Genomic DNA, 23,906 nt, shown 5'->3' on the forward strand with positions numbered 1-23,906 from the left:
TGGGATGCGCGCCCGTTACTCGGCCCTGCGTCGGGCTGCCCTGGAGGCTCTTGCCGCTGGGGCGGTGCCGCTGGTTATTCTGCCCATCGAGACCCCACCCCCGGTCGAGCAAGGGCTGACCAATGCCGAGGCGGCGCGGGCCGTGCGGTTTCACCTTACCACGGACCGGTTGGCCTTCAGCCTCGGTCGCATGCTTGCGCGCTATCTGGTTTTCGGCGACGACCGCCGTCCCGATATGGCGATCGGCCCGCAGGGAAAACCGTATTTGCCGGATGAGATCGGTTTCAACCTCTCCCACAGCGGCGGCTATCTGGCGCTGATTCTGGGAAGCACGGTTGGCGTCGATATCGAGATCGGCCCGCGCGACGGACGCTTTCACGATCTTTTGCCGCTGGTCACCCACCCTGCCGAGCGCGCGATGCTGGAGCCCGCTCCGCCAGAGGCTCAACGGGCGCTGTTCTTGCGCTGCTGGACGCGCAAGGAAGCCGCGTTGAAAGCTTGGGGGATTGGCCTTAGCGATGAGTTGACCGCGCTCGACACGCAGCTTGCCGCCTCTGCGCCGATTCTCGACGGCATGCCGCCGCTGCGCCTGCGCGATCTTTCTCTCATGGCCGAAGAGGGGCTGGTCGGTGCGGTCGCAACGCCGGTAACTGCCGGACCCATAGTGCGGGTGGCGCTTTAGACCGGCTGGGCACATGCTGCGATTTCCTCCGCTATGCGCTGCACCGCCTCGCCGTCCATCAGGCCGTAATGGTCTGTAGGAAGAAGCGTTACCGTTTCCAACCGTTGCAGCAATTCGGCCCATCTGCGGCGCTGCACTTCGGCAGGGGTGAACGGGAGGTGGGCATGGGCCTTCCCCGCGAGAACGAGATGGGCCGGGGTGGTCAGCAGCGGGTCAGGGCGATGGGCTATCATACTCGCCATATTCGCCCGGCAGCAGTCGGTGAGCCGGTTGAGATATTCGCCCAGATCTTCGGCGGACCCGGCCCCCCGATGGCTCAACACCTCCTGCCGGAAGAGGGTATCGATTTGATCGCCCGTGTAGGCTTGCCAGGCAGTCCCCGCATCGGGGGCGGGCGGATCGATCAACGTCACGCCAGCGACGGGAACCCCCTTGGCCTCGGCCTCGGCGGCCATTGCTGCCGCAACCCACGCACCAAATGACCAGCCAATGAGGTAAACCCGGTTGGCGGGGGCGGAAAGCGCTGCCCGATACTGCGCCGCACGTGCGGCCAGAGGGAGGGGCGGAAGCGTCGCCTCGGTCAAGCGGGGATCGGCGATGACCGACAGCGCCGCCGAGCGGGGCAGGGCCTGCGCAAGGGCGCGGTAGGCTTGAACGTCGCCGCCAACCGGATGGATCAGCACATAGTGGCGGCCATCCCGTCCACTGCGCCATGGGTCAACCCGGACGACCCCTGTCCACCGGGTTGGCTCTGCTGGGGGGGGCAGGGCCAGGGCGATTACATCTGTCAAAGTCGCGTCCGGGCCAATCTTGGACAGGGCAAGGCGGATTCCACACTGGCTTTCGAGGTCTGCCAGCGCGTCGAGAAGAGTCAGGGAATCCGCACCAAGATCGGCTAGGGCGACATCGGCAGGCAGCGATGTCAGGCCCAGAAGACGCTCAAAGCTCGCGCGTAGGCAGGCGGCGGGCGATGGGTCAGCGGCGGTTGCGAATGAAGCCGTTACCGGTTCGGCCTTTATGACGCTGGCCCGACGCGGCGCGTAAAAATAGTCCGCCTCCTCGGGCGCGACGGTTGAGATCAGCAAATGCGGCCCCGGGAGCGCGAGCGCTTGGCGGAACAGCCATCCTCCTTCAGTCGCCGTTAAGCCGACCGCGCGATGGGCCTGATGGCGCGCGTCGGTCAGGGCACCGTTCGCCGCCATGCCATCCTCCCGCCAAATATCCCACCCAAGGCTAAGACGCCGACACTCGGCAGGTTCGGAACGAAAGGCATAGCCGTCGAGAAGGGCATTGCTCGCGGCATAGTCGAACTGGCCGACGCCGCCGAATTCGGTGGCCATCGAACTGCAATAGACCAGGAAGGCCGGTCGTAACCGCACGGCCAGGGTTTCGGCAATCTCTGCTGCGCGCTGTTTGGCAGTATAGGCAACCTGAACCCCGCCGGGGGGGCGGGTTTCCAGGACGGCTCCCGCGCCGATGCCAACCGCATGCACGATACCCTGCAGCGCGGGGAGCATTGGCAGTAGCCTATCGACCGCCGCCTCTGTCGTCAGCGGCTGGGTCACATCCAATGAAATGGCGGTCACGCGTGCGGCGGCACCCCGCAACCGATCGGGCACATGTCCTGACCGACTGACCAAAACCACCGACGTGCCCGGGTCTCTGAGAATTTCCGCCGCGAGCGCCGCGCCAATCCCGCCCGTGCCGCCCAGAACGAGATAGGTTCCCGGTCCAAAGACCGCCGGAAGAATGGGGAGGGCCTGCTGGACTAACGTCCGCCGCCAGAGGCGATGATCATGCACGGCCCAGCGGTCGTGCCGGGGGGTATCAAAAAGGGGGCCAAGAACGGGCGCAACGGCGGCTAAATCCGCTTCTGCACAATCCACCCATCGGCACGGTAGCCCATATTCCTGCTCGATGATCCGGCATGCAGGCCCTAGGAGGAGGGCTGCAGGCTGCTTCAGTGGGCGCAATCCCGGCGCTGCCCCGGTGCTAACAAATCCCAACCGCGCGTTCTTATGGGGGGCTAACTGCTTGGCGAGGGTCGCAATCGTCTCACCAATTCCGGTCTGAGGGTCGGGGGGCAGGGTTAGGAGAACGAACAGCGGACCGCCGTCCGACGCGTGTGGCGTTAACGAGGATAGTGCGTCGATACCTTGGGTGCCCCAGACCACGCGCCGCGCTTTGTTGGCAAAGGCAAGTTTCGCCGCGTCAGTCGGGACGGTGGGAGAGAGAATGAGCAAGGTTCCATCGAGATACGGACCCTCGGCCCAATCGACAGGGCGCCAGGCGGGGCGATATAGCCAGCGGTCCGCTGCGCGCCGGGTGGGCGGCCCGCCCAATGGCGGTAGCAGGCTATAAGTCGCGCACTCAAACGCGGGCGGCGGGAAGTCCCAGGGCGCTGCCACCGTGGGGGCTACGAAACGCGCCCCACGGTGCCACGCTGCCGCCATATCGTCGGGCGTGAGTTGAATGGGATCGGTTGGCTGATCGGCGGGGGTGATTTCGGTCGGCGTTGCGTCGGCAAGTGCGGCCAAAAGCGATGGCAGCGTTTCCCCGATCGCCGCAATACGCCAGCGCAGGCCGGGATCGCCGCCGTGAAGATGTGAGAGAACCTCTGGCAGCCGTGCTGGGTGCTCCCGAAGATAGGCTGCGATTGCAGACGCGCGCATGTCCAGCGCGGGCTTGCTCTGGGCGCTGATCGTCAGAACCGGGGCGATAGGGGGGCTGGTGGCAGGGCGGCCCATCGGCGCTTCCCGCAGGATAACATGCGCATTGGTTCCGCCGATGCCGAAGCTGCTAACCGAGGCGCGGCGCGGCGCCGTTGCGGGCCAGGCAAGCGCCCGATCAAGCAGTCGGAACGGTGTTGTGGCCCAGTCAATCGCCGGATTAAGCGGGTCCGCGCCCAAGGTTGGGGGCAGCGTTTGAAAATAGAGCGCCAGGGTTGCCCGGATAATGCTCAAAACACCGGCTGCGGCGCCCAAATGGCCAATCTGACTTTTCAGCGACCCTAGGGTGCACCCGCCAGGGACGGCCCCCGTAAAGGCTTGAGTTAGGCTGGCAATTTCGATTGGATCACCGAGGGCGGTACCCGTGCCATGGGCCTCGACGTACCCGATATCTGCCCCGGTTAACCCTGCCCGGCGCAGGCAGGCGTCGATCACCGCAGCTTGCCCGTCGACGGAGGGGGCTGCATACCCCATTTTTTCGCGCCCGTCGTTATTGAGGGCGGAGGCTTCGAGGATGGCATATATCCGATTGCCATCGCGTTCAGCGGCGGCGAGGGGTTTCAATACCAGCACCCCATACCCGCTGCCGCCGATTGTTCCGCTAGCGTTTGCCCCGAAGGCGCGACAGTGACCATCCTGAGAGAAGATATGATGGGGTCGATGGACGTAGCCGTCACTTAGACTGGGATCGATCAAAACGCCGCCAACCAGCATGGCATCGGCGTCCCCCTGCCGGAGGAGTCCTGCGGCAAGATGTAACCCAGCCAGTGAACTGCTACAGGCGGTCTGAACCGTCAACGCCGGGCCGGTTAGATTGAGGTGATAGGCGATTTTAGTCGCCAAGAAATCCTTTTCATGGTGCAAGGCCATCTGAAATCCATCCGGCAGCGCCGCGGCGTCTGGCCCGGAAAGAAGGCTTTGAAAATAAGTGCTTTCGCCGCCACTCGCGACAACTCCGATCCGGGCTGCCCCGATCGCCCCCGCAAGTCCCGCATGCGCCAACGCCTCCACGCTCCCCATCAGCAACTGCCGCTGCTGCGGGTCCATCAACCGGGCTTCTTGCGGACTGAGACCAAAATAGCCCGGGTCAAATTCCATCATGCCCGCCAATTGTGCGCGGGCGCCAACCTTTGCGGGATCGTCGGGCGTAAAGAGCTGAATGCCGCTATCGCCATCCCGGATCATCGCCCAAAAATCGGCGAGCGTTTCCGCGCCTGGTGCTTTTACGGCAAGTCCGATAATTGCGATTGGTTCGGCAGTAGTCGGCAAAACCTTAGGCGTGGATGGAGGGGGTACGGTCCCCCCAGTCCCAAAGCGGGCGGCGAGTTGCCGGGGGGTCGTTGCCGAAAAGAGATCAGCAATCCCAAGCGACCAGCCAAACTGTTTCCGGCAGGCTAAGTGGAACCGCATTAAACTGAGACTGCTAGCCCCAGCCTCAAAATAAGTCTGGTCTGGCCGGATCGGCATCCCCAGCGTTGCGTCGAACAGGCGGCAAATTTCGGCCTCCCGCCCAGTTAGGTGTGAATCCTGCGGGTCGGTTTGGGACAGCAGGGCTTTGGCGCATTCCCCAAGGGCCTTCCGGTCGATCTTCCCACTGGGAGCCATCGGCCAAGTTTCCACCTGCCAAAATTGCTCGATCCGCACAAAGGCCGGAACAAGCGGCACAAGATGGGCGGCAAGGGTGGCCGCTGTGACAGGCGCGCGACAGGCGAGATAGGCCGTCAGACGGTCCGACGCGCTCTTCTCAACAATCGCGGTTTCAACAGCGGGGTGCGCCATAAGGGCGGCCTCCACCTGCCCTAGTTCCAGCCGATGCCCGCTCAGTTTCACCTGCTCGTCGGTGCGACCGTGATAATGCAGCAGGCCGTCGGTATCCACGCGCGCAAGGTCACCCGTACGGTAGAAGAGACCGCCAATCGTCGGCAGGGTTACGAAGCGCGCAGTATTTAGGGGCGATGGGTCGAGATAACAGCGGTTCACCATCGGCCCGCCAACGAGCAAATTCCCAACGACGCCTGGGGGCAGCGGGAGATCAAAATCATCGACAACCAGCAGCCGCGCGCCCGCAGCGGGCCTGCCGATGGGTAGCCGTAAAGGCCATTCCGCGGCAGAACCGGTTGCAGTGAACGCGCTGACCACATGGGTCTCGGTCGGCCCATAATGATTGATCAAGACCGCCTGGGGTAAGCCTTCGAACCAGCGCCGAATAGCTTCGGTACACAGAACTTGCTCCCCGGCGGATATAACGGCGCGCAGATCGGGGAGCGCGATGGGATCAATCGCCGCCGCTTCGGCGAGAAGTTGCACGGCCACATAAGGCATGTGAACACGCTCGATCCGGTGTTCGGCCATCAGCGTTAAAAGCCCCGCCGCATCCTGGCGTAGACGGGGAGGGAGGGTATAGAAGCACCCGCCCGAGGTCAGTGTTCCAAAAATCTCCTGAAAGGAGACATCGAAGGCGAGTTTCGAGAACTGTAGCGTCCGCGCGGGCTGCCCGAGACCCCCGGCCTGCCGATGCCAAAGCAGAAGGCCGCTTAAGGTGGCGTCAGGAACAGTCACGCCCTTCGGCGTTCCGGTTGATCCAGAGGTGAACAGCAGATAAAGGGGCCGATTTCCCGCACGGCGGATGCGCTGGCGCGAGAGGGCGGCATCTGCCGCTGGTAGGTTTAAGCGATCGACTGGAACCGGGATTACGCCGAGCGCTGAGAGGGAGATTTCGGTCTCCGGTTGGTAAAGAAGTAGGTCAGGCTGCGCCTGAGATAATATCTGGTTTAGAATTGCCGCAGGGTAGCTGGTATCGAGCGGAACAATCGTAACATTCAGTTTCGCTAGCGCCAGAAGGGCAACGATATGCTCTGCCCCGCCGTCAGTATAAAGCGCCACCCGGGCCAACCCGGCCCCATAGGTTGTCAGAAGAAGGGCGGCGAGATGATCTGCCAGCGCCAAGAGACGGGTGTAGGAACATGTCGCATCTGGCGTAACGAGGGCCAGGGCGTCAGGCGTGCGGTCGGCCTGAAGTTCAATCCAGTCACAAATCCGGTCGAACGGCAGAACGGGCGGGCGGGTTTCCGGCGGCAGCAACCCGAAGCGATACGGGGCCATCAGCGCGGTAAGCGGTTGTTCGGGCGCCGCAAGAAGTTGGTGCAACCCGACTGCGAACAGGTCGGCGAGAGCCTCCGTTTGTGAGGGGGAGAGATAATCCGGCTGATACTCCCACACGCAGGTTAGCCCCTCTGCGATTGGGATAAGCGTCAGCGTCAGCGGGCATTTGCCATCCACCTGCGCGGGAAACGCCATGTCGAGGGTGGTGGTCCCTAAGCGCAGGCCAGCGAAATCTGTGTTTTCCAGAACAAACAGAAAATCAAACCCGGCATCAGCCGCGCTCTCGATCACATCGCTATAGGCAACGTCTTGGAAGGCGAGATCGGCCCGGAGGGTTGCCGCTAACCGCTGCGCCTGTTCGCCTAGGGGTTCGGTTGGGCGGCTATCGAGTGTGAGGGGAACAGTATTGGCTAGCATGCCGACGATTTCGGCAAACCCGTCCAGCGGACGATTGACCACCGGGGTTGCGAGGCGCGGACGGTGCAGGCCGGTGATGGCGGTAATCGCCCAGGCGAAGGCCGGGGCCAGCGTTTCGAACGGCGTCACCCCTTGGGCGCGACCATAGGCTTCGACAGCGTGCCAAAGTTCGTTCGGAAGGCGGGTGGTCAGAATCTGGGCGGCGCGGCGCGGCGCAAGCGTGCGCGCGGGTAGAAACTCGCGCGGTTGGGCGAAATGGTGCCGGGCGGCGGGCTGCAATTGAGCATAGGCCCGGCTGCCGTGCCAGACCCGTTGCCAGGCGGCGACATCAAGCGGCGACGGCGCGGGCGCCATCGGTTTACGCTCCCCGCCGCAGATTTCGGTGTAGAGCTGCGCAATGTCGCGGAAGATCACCGACAGGGACCAGCCGTCGAGCACGCTATGGTGGGCATGCAGCAGCAGAACGCCGTTTTCCCGATCAAACGGCATCCAATGGACTTGGAACAGGCCGGAGCGGCTGAGATCAAACGGGGTGGCGAATACCAGCGCCGCTAGCGCTTCCCACGTGTCGATCCGCACTTGGCCGGGCTGATAGGCGTAGAAGGCCTGGGCCTCCGCCTCTATGATCTGCTCCAGCCCCTCTAGCCCCAAAGCGAACCGCGCGCGCAGGCCGGGGTGGCGCGCCAAGACCCCCGTGACAGCATCGGCCAGTGCGTCGGTATCGATTTCGCCGGACACGCGAAAGATGAACGGGGTATTATAGGCAGTACTGTCGGGGGTACGCTGGTTTAACAGCCAAAGGCGGGTTTGTTCTGCCGTGGCCGGGCCGCGCCGAGCGTCGTCCTGCCGCGCGGGGAAGGGCGGATAAAAGCTGGTGGGTGCCTTGGCCAAGCCTTCTGCCAACTGGGCGAAAGGTGCACTTAAGATCGCTCCGATGGGCAGATCCACCCCGAACTCTCGCTGGATGGCAAAGCGAAACCGCAGAGCGAGGAGGGAGTCGCCCCCGCACGCCGTAAAGCGGCTGCTTCCGGCGAGCCCGGCTTGACCGAGAAGCGCCCCGGCGAGCGCGAGCAAACGGGCGAGGGCCGAATCACCCTGTTCTGTCGGCCCCACGGCGGGGGCATCCTCCCAAGGGCTATCGAGGGTTTTCAGAAGCTGCGCCTGATCAATCTTACCATTGGGGGTTAACGGAAGAATGTCCCGTCGGTACAGCCGATGGGGGTGCATGTAGGCGGGTAGATGGGCGGCTAAATGTGCGCGCAGCAGGGCGGGCGTTGCGGTTGCATTAGTGACGAGAAAGGCGAGTAACTGATGCTGGTCGGGCGCGTCCGGCGGGCGATGGGCACATACATAGGCCTGCCGGATGGCGGGATGCGCGCAGAGGCAGGACTCTATTTCCCCTGGCTCGACGCGAAAGCCGCGAATTTTGATCTGCCGGTCAGCTCGACCGCGATAGTCGAGCGTGCCATCGGTCCGCAGGCGCACGAGATCGCCAGTACGGTAATAGCGGCCCTCACGCCCATCCGGTTCGGTCAGCGCCACAAAGCGGTGCGCGGTTTCTTCTGGGCGGTTGCGATACCCGTCGGCGACACCGGTTCCGCCAATATAAAGCTCGGCGGTATCCCCTGCCCTTGCCGCGCTCATCGTCTCGGTCAGTAGTCGCACAGGCGTATCGGGTAGCGCAGTGCCGATTGGCACCTGATCTTCCGCCCAATCGCGCGGGATGGGAAACCCGAGAGCGAACGTGGTGGTTTCGGTCGGCCCGTAGACATTGACGATCTGGCAGGGGCTGGCCGGATTGGCCTGATACCAGGCGCGGACGGCGGCAGCATTTAAGGCTTCGCCGCCGATCAACAGGCGGCGCATCTGGCGAAAGCACGGGGGGTGCTGTTCGGCAATCATGTTGAACAGCGCCACGGTTAGGAACATGATCGAAATGCGCGCAGACTCCAGCCGCGCCGCAAAGCGGGCCGGGTCGAGAATCTCGGCTTCGGGAATAACAACGCAGCACCCCCCGGCGAGCAGCGGCGCCCAAATGTCGAAGTTGAGCGCATCGAAGGCCGGATTGGAGACAAGGGCAACCCGGTCCTCTGGGGTCAGCGGGCCATAGGCCGGGGCGCGATACAACCGCTGGATTCCTGCCTCACCAACTTCGACCCCCTTCGGGGTGCCGGTCGTGCCCGAGGTATAGAATAGAAACGCGGGTGTCTTCGGCGGACGGGGTGGCCAAGCGGCGGGTAAGGCCGCGTTGTGGGCGAGTAGCGCCTCAAGCGTGCCGCAGAACCCCGGCACCAGCGCTGTTTTTACGCTGATGCCCCCACAAGCCAAAAGGGTTGCGCATCCCGCATCGCGAAGAATGAAGGCTTGCCGGTCGGGCGGGCTGGCCGCATCAAGCGGCACGAGCGTCGCCCCGGCCTTCAAGCCGCCCAGCATGGCCGCGATCAACGCGGCGGATCGGGGTAGACACAGACCAAGGGCGCTACCGGGCGCAACGTCAACCGCGATGAGCGCCGCCGCGATCTGATCGCTCCACGCATCAAGCTCGGCATAGCTAAACTGCGTTTCCCCATCCTCTATGGCGATGGCCGCAGGATGAGTAGCGGCGCGGGCGCGAAATGCCGCCACCAGCGAGAAGGGCTGTTCCGCAATCATCTTTAAGCCCCCACCAACTGCCGAGCGGGCTGGGCGGCTGCCATCCGCTGCGCCTCTCGTTCCATCAGCAGGGCAACGCGGAAGATCTCCTCATTCTCAAGCATTTCCCAATGGTCGCCCTTGACCAGCTTGGTGAGATAATCCCCTTGGGTTCGCTCTCGCCAAAAGCGCCGCTGATCCTTGAGTTCGGTCCGTGTTAGGCCGCTGCGGGCTTGAACGAAGACCAGCCGCCCCCGCAGATCGGGGAAATCATAATCGCCGACTGTCAGTCGGTTATGATTATAGACCTCGAAATATCGTTGGATCTGATCATCTTCGATGCCCGGATACATACCGTTAAATTTCACCAGTTTGGCGCGGAACTCTGGCAAATCGACCGTGGTGATGCTGCGGCGTAGGGCTTCGTCCATCGTTCCTTGAGTATCGAGCAGCACGGTACTGACGTCGCGTTTGCCACGCGCCGCCAAGCGCCGCGCCATATCGTAAGCAATGAGACCCCCGAAGGAGAGGCCGGTCAGAATCAGCGGCCCATCGAGGTGGTCCGCAATCAGGTCGAGATACGCCCCCGCCATGGCCTTCACCGACGGCAATCGTGCTTCTCCCGGATTGAGGCCGGGCGATTGAATACCGTAAACCCCAAAGCGATCTGGCAGTACTTTTGCGAGGGCGAGATAGCAGAAGGCGGTTCCGCCCGCGGGATGAATGCAAATCACTGTTGGTCCGCCTTCCCCTGCCCGCAGGTGAATCAGCGGCGTTTCCGGCGTTTGATCCGGCACACCCGCGCGCACCCAAGCGCCCAGCGCTTCGATGGTCGGATGCCGTAAAATTTCTGTGATCGGGACGCGCACGCCGAAGGCCGCTTCAATGGCATGGGCCATTTTGATGGCCGCAATTGAACTGCCCCCAAGCGCGAAGAAATTGTCGCGAATCCCAATCGCAGGGTGGAGCAAAATGCTCTTCCAAATACTGTAGAGCGTTAGTTCGATCTGATCGCGCGGGCTGGCCTGATTGACGACGACAGGCGTTGCTTCGGCCTGCGCCGCAAGTGCGCTGCGGTCGATCTTGCCGTTTGGCATCAAGGGGATTTGAGCAAGGGGTATCAGCCGATCCGGCACCATATAGACCGGCAGGCGGTCCAGCAGATACTCCCGCAGCCCATCAGGGTTTGCCGATCCAGTATAGAACAGGCTGAGGCGTGTTTCGCCGGAAGCAACCAAAGCGATCGCCGTTTCGACCGCCGGATGCCCTGCGGCATTAGCTTCGATGTCCCCGAGTTCGATGCGGAACCCGCGCAATTTGACTTGATGATCCCGCCGGCCCAGGAACTCAATCTGCCCATCGGTGCGGAAACGGCCTAGATCACCGCTGCGATACACCAGAGCTCCTGGGGCGTTCGGGTCAGCGTAGAAGTGCGTTGCGGTAAGGTCGGGCCGCCCAAAATAACCAAGGCCCACCCCAGGCCCGGCGATATGGATTTCTCCGGTAACCCCCAGTGGAACGGGCTGCCCGTCGCCGTTCAAAAGGCGAATGCACATTCCGTCGATGGGCCGCCCGATGGGGATGGGGTCATCAAGAGTTCCGTCGGTGGGGGCGGTCCAGGCGATACAATCCACGCTTGTTTCCGTGGGACCATAAACATTATGTACCGTCGCTTGCGGCAGAACAGCCCGGCACTGGGCGAGGAGGGCAGGCGTTAAAATCCCGCCGCCGCAGAAGATATGTCTTAGGCTCGTGCAGCCTTCTGCCGTCGGTGTCTCCAAGAAGGCTTGCAGCAGCGTTGGAACGAACTGGATTAATGTGATGTTCTGCCGCTGCACGGTTTCAACAAGGGCCGCCGGGTCGAAGTGCGCATCGGGCGCGGCAAGCACCAAGCTTGCCCCCGCCGTGAGCGGCCAGAAAAACTCCCAAATCGCCGCGTCAAACCCGCTCGGGGTTTTTTGGAGCAAGCGGTCATTGGCGGTGAGGGGAAAGGCCCGGTTGCTCCAGGCCATCAGATTGGCCAGCCCGCGATGGGGCAGCAGCGCCCCTTTCGGGGTGCCGGTTGAACCAGACGTGTAGAGTAGATAGGCGGCATCATCCGGCCCGGCACTCTCCGGCAATGGGGTAGGGGGTAAATCGGCCCAGACGGTTCCATCGGTCAAATCGAGCGTTGGACCGGTTGCCGTCTGACCCGGACCGAGCAGGGTTAGCTCCGCCCGGCAGTCGGCCTTGATCTGCGCGCGGCGACCGGCGGGATAGCTTGGATCAAGGGGCACGAACGCGGCACCTGCCTTCAGCACCGCCAACAGGGCGAGGATTTGTTCGACGGAGCGCTCCGCCTGAACAATAACACGCGCGCCCCGGCCAAGGCCTAAGCGCTGAAGGTGCCGTGCCAATTGGTTGGCCCGCGCGTCCAGGGTGCGGTAGGTCCAGCGTCCGCTATCGGCAATAACCGCATCGGCCTCGGGCGAGGCCAGCGCTTGCCGCTCGATCACCCGATGGATGGGCGACAGATCCAATAGCGGGGCGCTGCGGCCGCCAAACTCCTGCAAGCGTGTCACCTCGGCGGGGGTCAGAAGCGTCACCCCCCGAACCGCAGCGGAGGGTTCGGCCGCCATTCCAATCAGCACTTGGCCAATATGACCGATCAAGGCCCGCATTTGGGGTTCGCTGAAGAGATCGAGAGCATATTCGACCCCGAGCCGCAGCCCTTCTGGGGCTTCGAACACTTCTACGGTCAGATCGAGCTTCGCCGTTGCGCTGCTGGTCTCAATGGCTTCGATCATAAGGCCAGGGAGGGTAAGCCCGCCGCCGGGCGTATTCTGATAAATCATCATCACTTGGAACAGCGGCGCATAGCTGGCGTCGCGGGGCGGGTTGACCGCCTCGACCACCGCTTCGAACGGCAAATCCTGATGCTCCATCGCTGCCAAAAGCTGGGCTTGAACCCGGTGTATCAGGGCAAGGCCCGCCTGATCGGGATCAATGGGCGTGCGAATCGCAATGGTATTGATGAAATGGCCGATCAGCCCCTCCAACTCCTGCCGAGGCCGGTTAGCGAAAGGGGTGCCAATGCAGAAATCCTGCTGGCCGCTATACCGCCATAGTACGATTGCAAAGGCTGCCATTAGAACAGGAAACGCAGTCACGCCCGCGCGTCGGCTCAGGGCGTTAAGCGCGGTTTGGGACGCTTCTGGCAGCAGGGCAGCGACATGGCCGCCGCGATGGCTTTGGAGCGGTGGACGCGGTGCGGCGGTTGGGAGCGCGAGGAGCGGCGGTAGGCCCGCGAGCGCATCCCGCCAATAGGCGCGCTGGCGGTCCAATTCTGCGCCGTTGCGGGTTTTCTGCTGCCAGCGAATGTAATCGGCGTAGCCCATCGGTAGGGGGGGCAGAGGGTCGGCCTCGCCCGCCGCAAAGGCGACGTAGAGGGGGCTCAACTCCCGGAAAAACACCCCAATCGACCAGCCATCGGCAATGATATGATGAAGGGTAACCAGCCAAAGATGTTCGGTGGGTTGAAGCCGCAGCAGGCGTGCCCGAAGTAACGGGCCTCGGGCTAGATCAAAGGGCGTGCGGGCTTCTTCTTCCACTGCCGCCCGCGCGACTGCCACCCGTTCAGCCTCGGGCCATCCCGAAAGGTCGGTTATTGGCAGGAGGTCGCCCCAGTCCGCATCCTCCTGGTAGAGCGGCTCGCCGCCGCGCAGAGGAAAGCGCGCATTTAGAACGCGATGCCGGGCGATCAGCGTGGCCAAGCTTTGCCGCAGTGCCGGGATATCCAGCGTCCCGGTCAAGCGTAGAGCGATTGGATTATTATAGAATGGATTGCCCGGTGCGCTCTGGTCCAGCACCCAAAGTTGCCGCTGTGCGTAGGACGGTGGTAGGGCGGCTTCGGCGGCTAACAGCGCGATGAGTGCCGCCTTATGGTCGCGCATCGCCGCCACAAGATCGGGGGTGAGCACGCCGCGCGGCGCTTTGCATTTCAGCGTGTCGCCCTCGACCGAAAGGCTGACGGAAAGGTTACGAAGCTGCTGGAGAAGCTGGTCAGCGGTCATAGTTCAATCTCCTCCAAGTCGGCGTCGGCGCTTGGAGATGTAAGGGGGGTAGGCGGGGGCGCGTCGGTGCGCAGCCCGCCGACCATGGCGTAAATCGGCTGATGGGTCGGCCCGAGATCGAACAAAGCGCCCAGTGCGTCGGGGGCGACGGAGCCCATGCCGCACAGTCCGATCCCTAGATCGGCGGCGACCATGGTGAGAAGCTGGGTCATTGACCCCGCCTCGATATGGCAAAAATCCAGTGTTTTCTCACCGTAGAGCGGCTCAATCGCAGCGCGTTCGGCGATGAAGAACAGCGCAAAGCCGCTTTCCTCGAAAACCGGCCGGTTGACGAAGAAATCATAGGCATTGGCGGGCAGGTACTTGTCCCGACTGGTGGGAATCAGCCGATGGCGGGCCGGATCGTAATAATAAGCCCCACCCGGCAAACCAGCGACCCGGTCGGGTTTGGCGTAAAGATAGGTCTGGACCGGATAAAGCCCCCCGGCAGAGGCGTAATGATGCTTGGGGGCATCGGCGACGGGATTGCGGGCAAGGCAGCCGAGCAGGCGCGCCAAAGCGTCGTGCGGAATCGGCGTTGGCTTGAAGGCCCGGACCGAGCGGTAGGCGACATAGCGGTCGAGCGGCGGCGGCGGCAGGTCCACGGTCTCGGCCCCCCCGTCGAACCGGCGCAGGCCCAGCGCTTTGTCTTTGAACGCCGCGCGGTCGGCCGGATCGTCGAGCAGGGCGAGCGCCTCGGTGGCGGTGCGAGCTGGCGGTGGCGGGGGATTGGCCTCCCGGAACAACCGCAGCAATTCCAGCACCGTGGGTTTCGCCATCAGGGCCGCGAGCGGTGGGCGGAACCCGGTTTGGGTCGCGAGCGCGTTGACGATGCGCACAATGTCGATCGATGTTGCGCCGAGGGTCAGCAGATTATCCGTAGGGGCCACCGATACCAGCTTCAGCACCCCGGCGATCAGGGCGAGAATACCGGTTTCCACTGGGGTCAAGGGGCGAGACTCGGCCTCCGCTGCGGTGGCCTTGGGAGAGGGGAGCTGCTTCCGGTCGATTTTTCCATTCGGGGAAAGCGGCAGAGTGTCCAGAACGGTGAGGCTACTCGGCACCATATAGGCAGGCAGGCTCTGGCGCAGATGGGCCAGCAGCGCGTCCATCTCGACGGGGCGATGCAGAACGACATAGGCGGCGAGGCGTTTTTCCGCCTGTGCCTCCCCCCAAATCCGCGCAACGGCGGCTTTGACGGCGGGGTGCCGCTCCAGGGTCGATTCGATTTCGCCCAATTCGATACGATAGCCCTGGACTTTAACCTGCGTGTCGATCCGCCCCAGGAACTCGATCACACCATCGGGCCGCCGCAGCCCCAGATCGCCGGTGCGGTAGAGCCGTTCCCCGGTGTGCGGATGGGGGAAGAAGCGGGCGGCCGATTGGGCATCGTCCCGCCAATAGCCGCGCGCTAGCCCAGCCCCCGCGATGAATAATTCCCCCGGCACCCAGTCGGGACGCTGATGCAGGCAGTCGTCCAGCACGTAGAAGCGCTGATGGGTCAGTGCCCGGCCATAGGGGATGGATCGCCACGCAGGATCGACCTGATCGATGGGATAAAGGATCGACCAAATCGACGCTTCGGTCGCGCCGCCTAAGCTGTAAAGCGCGGCGTGGGGCGCAAGCGCACGCAGACGGTCTGGCAGGGTCACGGGAATCCAGTCGCCCGACATCATCACGACCCGCAGGCCGCGCAGGGCCAGGGTGCCGACGCCTTCGGCATATTCGGCGAGCAGCGACGCAAGGGCAGGGGCGGAATTCCACACCGTTACCTGCTGCAGATCTACAAGCTCCAACCAGCGCGCCGGATCGCGGGCGCTCGCCGGCGACAGTGGGACAATTGCCCCCCCGGCGGCGAGGGTTCCGAAAATATCAAAAACGGATAGATCGAAACTAATAGCCGAGACCGCTAAAACCCGGTCAGCCGCTGTGATGCTGAAGCGGGCGTTGATATCGAGCAGCGTCGAAACGGCGCCTGCGTGATCGATCATTACGCCTTTCGGGACACCGGTCGAGCCCGACGTAAAGATAACATAGGCAAGATCGGTTTCCCGATGGGTGAACGGGACCAATACGACCGATCCATCAGGATTGAGCCGATCCACCGCGATACAGCTAAGTGTGGGATCAGAAATCTTATCGCGCGCTGATGACCAGGATTGATGCAGGACGATCCGGCAATCGGTCTGGGAGAGGATGTAGCGCAACCGTTCTTCGGGCAGGTCGGTGTCAAGCGGCAGATAGGCGGCGCCCGAATAGAGAATGCCCAAGGCGGCAAGGGTTTGTTCCCACCCCGGCTGCATCAGAATCGCAACCAGGGTTCCCGGCTGTGCTCCGGCCTGCTGAAGCAACGCCCCGAGGTGCCGCGCGCGGTTTTGCAAGCCGCCATAAGTGATTGCCCCGGTTTCTAGCAGGATTGCTGGCGCCTCGGGCATGCGATCGGCATTCCGGTCGAACAGGCGATGCAGGAGGTCGCGATCCGGTTCGGTTGGCGGCGGCAGCGGCGGCAGGGTTGCGAGGCTCGGCAGAAGACCAACAGCGGTTTTCTCCCAGGCTTCCGGCGCGGCGAGTTGATCCAGAAGGCGGCAGTAGGCCGCAAACATCGCCTCGGTCAACCCATCGGGGAACAGGGCATCGATGGAGTCCCAGTTGAACTCCAAGACCCCATTGATTTCGAGAATCGTATGATCGATCCAAACCTGCGGGGTTTGCGTGATGGTATGGACTGGTTCGGCCCCCAGGGCGTCGGTCAGGCTTATGTCAGCCCCGCCCGGCCCCATCTCGATCAAGGTGCTGTTGAAGACGATGGGCAGGGCCGTTTGCTGCTCGCCACGAACGCGGGCGAGTTCGCGCACCACCCGCACGCCGCTCACCGCAGCATGATCCATATCCCGCCAAAGTTGGGCCTGGAGGGCGCGAGCATTGCTGTGGAAACTCTGATCGCTGCGGTAATCGACCTCTAGCAGCACGATGGATGTGAAATCCCCCATGATTCCACTGACGTCAGGATGCAGTGGCAGGCGGTTGAACAGAGGCAATGTGAGTGTAAAACGCGGCGAGCGGCTCCACAGCGCTAGCACTTGCGCATAAGCAGTCAGAAGCAGGACCGAGGCCGTGACCCCCTGGCGCTTCGCTTGATCCTTCAAGGCCGACCACGTGGCAGCGGGAATCTGCCTGTCACGGCGGGTGAACGTCGGCGCCGTAATGGCTTCCGGTGCGCGGGCGAGTGGCAGATCGGGCGCAGGCGGCAGATGGGCCAGCCGGTCCTGCCAATAGCGCAGCGCCCGCCGATAGGCCGCCCCGTCGCGCAGCCCTCGCTCGGCCAGAACATAATCCCGGAAGGTCAGGCCAAGCGGCGGCAGCGGCTTATCGGGCTGCGTGTAGAAATGAACAAGCTCATGCGCCAGGATTTGCGTGCTGGCGGCATCGACGATCAGTGCATCAAGGCTGATGTGAAGATGTGCGTAACCCGATGGCAGTAACGAGACGCGGAACTCGAACAAAGGCCAGCGAGCCGCATCGAGCATTTGATGGGACATGCGGGCGCGTGTTTCCCGCAGCGCCATTTCGGCAGCCGCGCTATCGAGGGCACGGAAATCATCGACCGGCAGACGATAGGGCGGCAGGGTGGCGAGAACTTGCTGAGTGCCGTCGCTGCGGAAGATGGTTTTCAGACCATCGTGGCGCTCAATCAGCCGTTGGAGCGCAGTTTCAAAACGCGCTGGGTTAAAGTTCGTGAGGCGGATTTCGTCGTAGGCGTGGGCGCTGACGCCGCCGAGCGCCAACCCATCGGCCCGGCCCACCCAATAGGCTTCTTGGATATCCGTAAGAGGGAAGGGGGCAAAACGATCCGCCGGGGCGGGCGTGATGACTGGCAAGGCCGCCGCCTCGTCGGCTCTGGCGCTTGCCGTCGCAAGCTTGGTAGCCAATTGCGCAACAGTCGGGTTTTCGAAGAGTGCCGACAGCGACAAATGGGTTTTCAGTGTTTGATTGATGGCGTGGATCAAACGGGTCGCCAGTAGCGAATGGCCGCCGAGATCAAAGAAATTATCATCCCGCCCAACGCGCGGATGTTTTAGGATTGTTGCCCAGATGGGCGCTAGCGCCTGTTCCTCCGGCGTCTCGGGCGCGCGGAAGGTTCCGGCCGTCGGGGCTTGCGGCGCGGGTAGGGCGCGGCGGTCGAGCTTGCCGTTGGGGGTGAGCGGAAGTTGGGACAGGGCGACCCAGTGGCTCGGTAGCATATACTCGGGAAGCTGGGCGGCGAGTGCCGGGCGTAAAGGCGCGGGATCGGTCGGGCCGACGAGATAGGCCACAAGCTGGCGGACCCCGTCTCCAGCATCGCGCAGCATTACGGCGGCATCCGCTACACCGGGCAGAGCCCGCAGTGCCACTTCGATCTCGCCGGTCTCAATGCGGAACCCACGCCATTTGACCTGCTGATCGCTCCGGCCCAGGAACTCGATTGTGCCGTCGGCACGATAGCGGCCCAGATCGCCGGATCGATACACTTGCCCCGGGCCGAACGGATTGACGATGAAGCGCTCTGCCGTTAGGGCGGGTTGGCCGTAGTAGCCGAGAGCAACCCCTGCGCCGCCAATATAAATTTCCCCAACCGCGCCAACCGGTACGGGGGTTAGGGTTTCGGTCAGCAGATAGGCCTGTGCGAAATCAACGGGCCGGCCAATCGGCGGATGAACCGGCCAAGCATCCGCCTCGGCCAGATCCAGCCGGTGCTGGGTCGCCACGTGGGTTTCGGTCGGGCCGTATTGATTATAGAAGTAACGCCCGCCAAGGGCCCGCAGAAAGGTGCGCACCGCGCCCGAAACCTGAACGGCTTCCCCAGCGGTGATCACTTCGCAGGCTACGCCGGATGCGGCGGCAGTCTCAAACCCCAGTGCCGCCATTTGGCTCAGAACTGCGAAGGGCAGAAAGGCTCGTTCGATTCTCTCCGCGATGATGAACGGCCCTAGGGCCGCCAAGTCGCGTCGCGTCTCGTTTGGGAGCAGCACGAGGGTTGCGCCCGTACAAAGGGTCGTAAAGATTTCCTGGAAAGCGACATCGAAGTTTAGTGAGGCGAACTGGAGCACGCGCCGGGGTGTAGGCGTCGTCTGGGCCGCTTGCCAATCAACAAGATGGCTCAGGAGGCGATGGCTTTGCGCAACGCCCTTCGGAATGCCGGTTGATCCCGAGGTGTAGAGCAGATACGCCATCCCTTCTGGCGCAATGTTAACAGCGGGTGCGCTCTCCGGGATCGCTGCGGGGGGGAGCGCGTCAAGGCAGAGCCGGGGTACAGCGGGCGGCAGCCGCTCGGCAAGCGCGGTTTCGGTTACGATCAGCGGGGGCTGGGCCTCGCCAACCATCACCGCCAGCCGGGCGGCGGGATAGTCGGGATCAAGCGGCAGGCAGGCTACGCCTGCTTTGAGAACCGCCAGAACCGCAACGACCATCGAAAACCCGCGTGGTAGGCACAGGCCAATCGGCGCGCCAGGGGGCAGATTGGCAGCAATCAGGCGGTGGGCCAGCCTATTGGCCTCGGCCTCCAAGCGCCCGTAGGACATATCTTCGCCGAGAAAGCGCAACGCTGGGGCCGCCGGGGTTGCCGCCGCGCGGGCTGTGAGGCGCGTTGTAATGGGCACAAAGGGACGTTCTAAGGTCGGTGGGTTCCAGCCCGTTAGAATCTGACTACGATCGCGCGTGTCCACAAGATCGAGCGCGGCTAAAGAGGTTTCGGGATTTTCGGCGAGGCAGCGAAGGGCCCGCTGAAAATAGCGCTCGAACCGCTGTGCAGTGGCCGCTTCGAAAAGGGCCGTTGCGAACTCCAGCCCGCCGACCAACCGCCCGCCTTCCTCGCGCAGCGTCAGTAGCACGTCGAACTTGGCACTATGATGGGGGAGCGCCAGAGGGGTAACCGTCAACCCTGGCAAGGGTAAGCTCGCGCTGCCCTCGTCTTCCCAGGTCAGCATCGTTTGGAAAATCGGCGTATGGCTCAAGCTGCGCGGCGGGTTCACCTGCTCCACGATTGTATCGAAGGGCAGGGCTTGATGGTTCTGGGCGGCAAGAACCGTGGCGCGGGTTTGGCGCAGCAGGTCGAGCAGGGTTTTCGCGTCGGCACTATCGAAGCGTAGCGGGAGGGTATTGACGAAAAAGCCGATGACCCCCTCAAGTTCGACCTGAGAGCGGTTGGCGGTTGGCGCACCAATCACCAGGGTTTCTTGACCGGACAATCGCGCAAGAACCGCTGCCCAAGCCGTCAAGAGGGTCATGAATAGGCTGGTTTCGGTGCGATGGGCGAGCGTCTTCAGGGCGGTGAGCGTTTCGGCCGGAACCTCGAACCGGATCAATCCCCCTTTAAAATCCTGCTTTACGGGGCGCGGGGCGTCGGTCGGAAGGGTCAGCAGCGGCGGCACATCGGCCAAACGGACGCGCCAGTAGGCGGCGTCGTCCGCCAGCGTCTCGGGCGTAAGATAGGTCTGTTGCCAGATCGTGACATCGGCGGGCTGAAGCGCCAGCGGCGGCAAGGGATCAGTTTGCCCGCTGGCAAAGGCCCGGTAAAGGTCGGCCAGTTCGCGGGCAAAAACACCCATCGACCAGCCGTCCGAAATGGCATGATGCAGGGTCAGCAGCAGCCAGTGGGCTTCGGCCCCCCGCGTCAACAGGAGCCCCCGTGCTAGCGGGGCGCTGGTTAGATCGAAGGGCCGGGCTGCGTCGGCGGCAAGCCGGTCTTGGCAGGCGGCCTCAGTCAATCCCTCGGCGGCGTCGCAGATCAGCGGGAAACCCAGGCCCGGCGGCAGGATATCTTGATAGGGTACCCCATCGATTTCGATGAACCGGGTCCGCAACGCCTCGTGGCGATCAGCAATCCGGTCGAGCGCGCGCGCGAGGGCCGGGCGGTTCAGCGGCCCCTCAATCGCAAGGGCTAGCGGCATGTTGTAGGCGGCCTTCCCGCCATCGAGCCGGGCGAGAAACCACAGCCGGGCTTGCGCCGCCGAGAGAGGAATCGGCCTATCGCGCGGGGCGGGCTGAATTGGCGGCAAGGCGGGGCGATGCGCGGCGGCAATGCGTTCGGCCAACACAGAGAGCCTGGGCGCTTCAAAAATAGCCGCTGGCGACAGGCTGATACTGAACTGCTGGCCGATTTCTGCTGCAAGCCGCACAGCGAGAAGGGAGTGACCGCCACTTTCGAAAAAATGATCTTGCCGCCCGATGGGGGTGCGGTTGAGCAGCTTTGCCCATAACGCGGCCAAATCGGTTTCGATCGGGCCTTCCGGGGGCACGAAGGGCGTGCCCTGCCGCGGCAGTATCGCCGGGGCGGGCAAGGCAGACCGGTCGATCTTACCATTGGGGGTGAGCGGGAAGCGGTCTACTAGCACGAAGCCCGCCGGGACCATCGCCTCCGGCAATTGCGCCGTTAAAGCCGCCGCCAGGGGGGCCGGATCAAAGGTCGGATCGGACGCCCGGAGATAGGCGATAAGCTGAAGCGCATCCGCCGCGCCGTGGGCGACGACGAGGCTTTCGGCAATACCGGGGTAGCCGTTCAGTGCCGCCTCGATCTCCCCGAGTTCAATGCGCTGCCCGCGAATCTTGACTTGCAAGTCGGCCCGGCCCAGGAACTCCAGCCCCGCTGGGGTGGCGCGCGCCAAATCTCCCGACCGGTAGAAGCGGCCTTGGGGCAGGGTTACGAAGCGCGCCGCCGTTAAATCCTCCCGCCGCCAGTAACCGCGCGCCACCCCGGCCCCCCCAAGATAAAGCTCCCCGGCAACGCCCACGGGAACCGGTTGTCCGGCGCGATCAAGAATAACCGCGCGCGTATTGGGAAGAGGTGCCCCGATGGGCAGGGTCGCGAGGGGTCCGAGATCCGTAGGGAGCGTGAAGCCGCAGCTATCAATCGTCGCTTCCGTTACACCATAGGCATGGACGATGCGCACCTTTGGCCCGGTCAGGGCGCGCAGGCGGCGGGCGCTGGCGAGCGACCAGCGATCTGACCCACAGAAAACTGTATCGAGAAAGCTTAAATCGCCGCCGTGCCGCTCCAGGTGCAGCATCACCATATCAAGCAGGGCCGGAACGAAATCGGCATAGGCCACGGCTTCGCGGCGCATCAGCGCATAGAGGGCAGCCGGATCAAGCAGTTGGTCACGGTCGCAGAGAATGAGACTGCCGCCGCTGGTAAGTGCGCGCACCCAGTCGGCGGTAAACACGTCGAAGGCAAATCCTGCCATCTGGAGCCAGGGTTTTGCGGCAAACCCGTCGCGCTGCGACCACGCTGCGCTAATCGCGAGAAGCTGGCCATGTTCGACCATCACCCCCTTTGGCGTGCCAGTCGAGCCGGAGGTGTAGAGCAGATAGGCGAGATTTTGGCGGTTCAGACCGCGCGCCACCCCATCGGGGTTATGCTCTGGCTCTGGCCCGTCTTCGACGGTTAAACGGGGAAGAGCGGTTTCGCCAAGGAGCGCAAGACTCTCTGGCGTCCCGATCAGGCAGGTCGGCGCACTGTCGGTGAGAAGGTAGCGCAACCGCGCGGGCGGGTAGGCAGGATCGAGCGGGACGAAAGCACCACCTGCTTTCAAAACCGCCAGAACGGCGGCGATCCGGAACGGCCCTGGCGGAAGGCAAAGCCCGACCCGCGCCTCGTCCTCCACGCCTGCGGCGATCAGCCGATGGGCAAGCCGATTGGCGGTACGGTTCAGCGTCGCATAGGTCCAGCGTTCATCGCACCATACCAGCGCTGGGGCGTCGGGTGTCTTGGCGGCCTGCTGCTCAAAAAGCTGATGAACGCCCCAAATCCCTTCGGGCAAAGGGGTAACCTGGCCCTCTCCCTCAGTCCAAGCGCGTGCAGCATCTGCCGTACTGAGGAGTGGGATTGCCCCCACACGCGCCTCGGGCTGGTCAATCAGGGCGCGCAGGCATTGGACAAAGGCCGCCTGAAAGCGCTGGATCGTGGCCGGATCGAAGAGGGCGGTCGCATATTCAAGCCCACCCGCAATCGTGCCGGTTGCCGTTTCAGCGAGTTCGAGGGTCAGATCATATTTGGCCACGGTCATCGGTGGCGGTAAAATCTCCGCTGTCAGCCCGGCGAGGCTTATGGCGGGCCGCTCGATGCTCTGCCAAGAAATCATCGTTTGAAACAGGGGGGGATAGGCCAAGCTGCGGGGGGGATTGATCCGTTCGATGACCTGTTCGAACGGCACCTCCTGATGGTCTTGCGCGTCGAGCAACACGTCGCGCGTTTGTTGTAAAACCTCCGTTAAGGTTGCTGTTTCGCTGATGGGAAGGCGCAAGGCGAGGGTATTGGCAAAGAGCCCGATCAGCCCCTCGACCTCTCGGCGGGTGCGGTTTGCCACGGGCATGCCAACGACAGGCCGGTCTTGGCCGGAAAACCGGTGCAGGACCAGTCCCCATGCGGTCAGAAGGATTGAAAAGACCGTTCCACCAATGCGGCGACTAAGGGCCTTCAGGTCGGCGCAAAGGGCAGCGTCTAGGCTGAAGGGTTCCCAGGCCCCGGCAAAATTTTGCGTTGCCGGGCGGGGGCGGTCGGTTGCGAGATCGAGCTTGGCTGGGGCCTCTTTCAGCAGATTCTCCCAAAAGGCCATCTGCCGCTGAAAACGTGGTTCTTGCCGTTGATTGCGCTGCCACGCGGCAAAATCGGCGTAGCCAATCGGCAGGGCGGGCAAATCGGGTGCGACACCAGCAATCAGAGCCCCATAGGCCGTCCCCAGTTCCCGCACGAGAATAGCGGTCGACCAGCCATCGGTGGCGATGTGATGAAGGGTCAGGACCAAATGATGATCCTCAGGGCCAGTTCTAAAGAGCCGTGCCCGCAGCATCGGCCCTGCGGCAATATCGAAAGGTCTATCGACTTCGGCCCGCAGGGCGGCGGTTAGCTCCGTCCCGTCGGGTAGGTCGGTGATGGGTAGCGGAACCGGGTGGCCTGGCGGGGAAAGGCGTAAAATCGGTTGCCCGCTCTCCGAGGCGAACCGTGCCCGCAGCGGCTCGTGCCGGTCCACAATCATGCTAAGCGCGTGGGCGAGCATTGCCGGGTCGAGCCGCCCCGCCAGTTTAACAATCAGTGGCAGATGATAGGCGTCCCCACCCCCGTCTAACTGCGCCAAAAACCAAAGCCGCTCCTGGGCAAACGACAGGGGCACCTCCTCGCCCACGCGCGGAAGCGGGCGCAAGCCCGTTCCTTTCTGGCGGGCCAGAAAATCGGCAGGGGTCATCTGAGCGGTGGTTTTGGGGGGGAGCGACATGCGAATC

The 23,906-nt window shown here is 63.4% G+C and carries 4 protein-coding genes; 1 reads left to right on the forward strand and 3 read right to left on the reverse strand.

Annotated elements, in window-relative coordinates:
* Positions 1-4: 4 nt before the first annotated feature.
* On the forward strand, positions 5-682 hold the full coding sequence (locus CHR90_RS01175) for a 4'-phosphopantetheinyl transferase family protein (RefSeq protein ID WP_094406896.1): 678 nt from the start codon (positions 5-7) through the stop codon (positions 680-682).
* Here the strand turns inward: CHR90_RS01175 and CHR90_RS01180 are convergent.
* The 3 genes from CHR90_RS01180 to CHR90_RS01190 are packed head-to-tail and all read right to left on the reverse strand — an operon-like array spanning position 679 to position 23,899.
* On the reverse strand, positions 679-9,582 hold the full coding sequence (locus tag CHR90_RS01180) for a non-ribosomal peptide synthetase (RefSeq protein WP_094406898.1): 8,904 nt from the start codon (positions 9,580-9,582) through the stop codon (positions 679-681). The two genes, CHR90_RS01175 and CHR90_RS01180, sit on opposite strands and share 4 nt — an antisense overlap.
* 2 nt (positions 9,583-9,584) lie before the next feature.
* On the reverse strand, positions 9,585-13,613 hold the full coding sequence (locus CHR90_RS01185; protein ID WP_094406900.1) for a non-ribosomal peptide synthetase: 4,029 nt from the start codon (positions 13,611-13,613) through the stop codon (positions 9,585-9,587).
* A complete protein-coding gene (locus tag CHR90_RS01190) occupies positions 13,610-23,899 on the reverse strand; it encodes a non-ribosomal peptide synthetase (RefSeq protein ID WP_094406902.1) in 10,290 nt (3,429 codons plus the stop codon). Before CHR90_RS01190 ends, CHR90_RS01185 begins: the two co-directional genes overlap by 4 nt.
* Positions 23,900-23,906 lie beyond the last annotated feature (7 nt).

The sequence above is a fragment of the Elstera cyanobacteriorum genome (assembly GCF_002251735.1).
Lineage (GTDB): Bacteria > Pseudomonadota > Alphaproteobacteria > Elsterales > Elsteraceae > Elstera > Elstera cyanobacteriorum.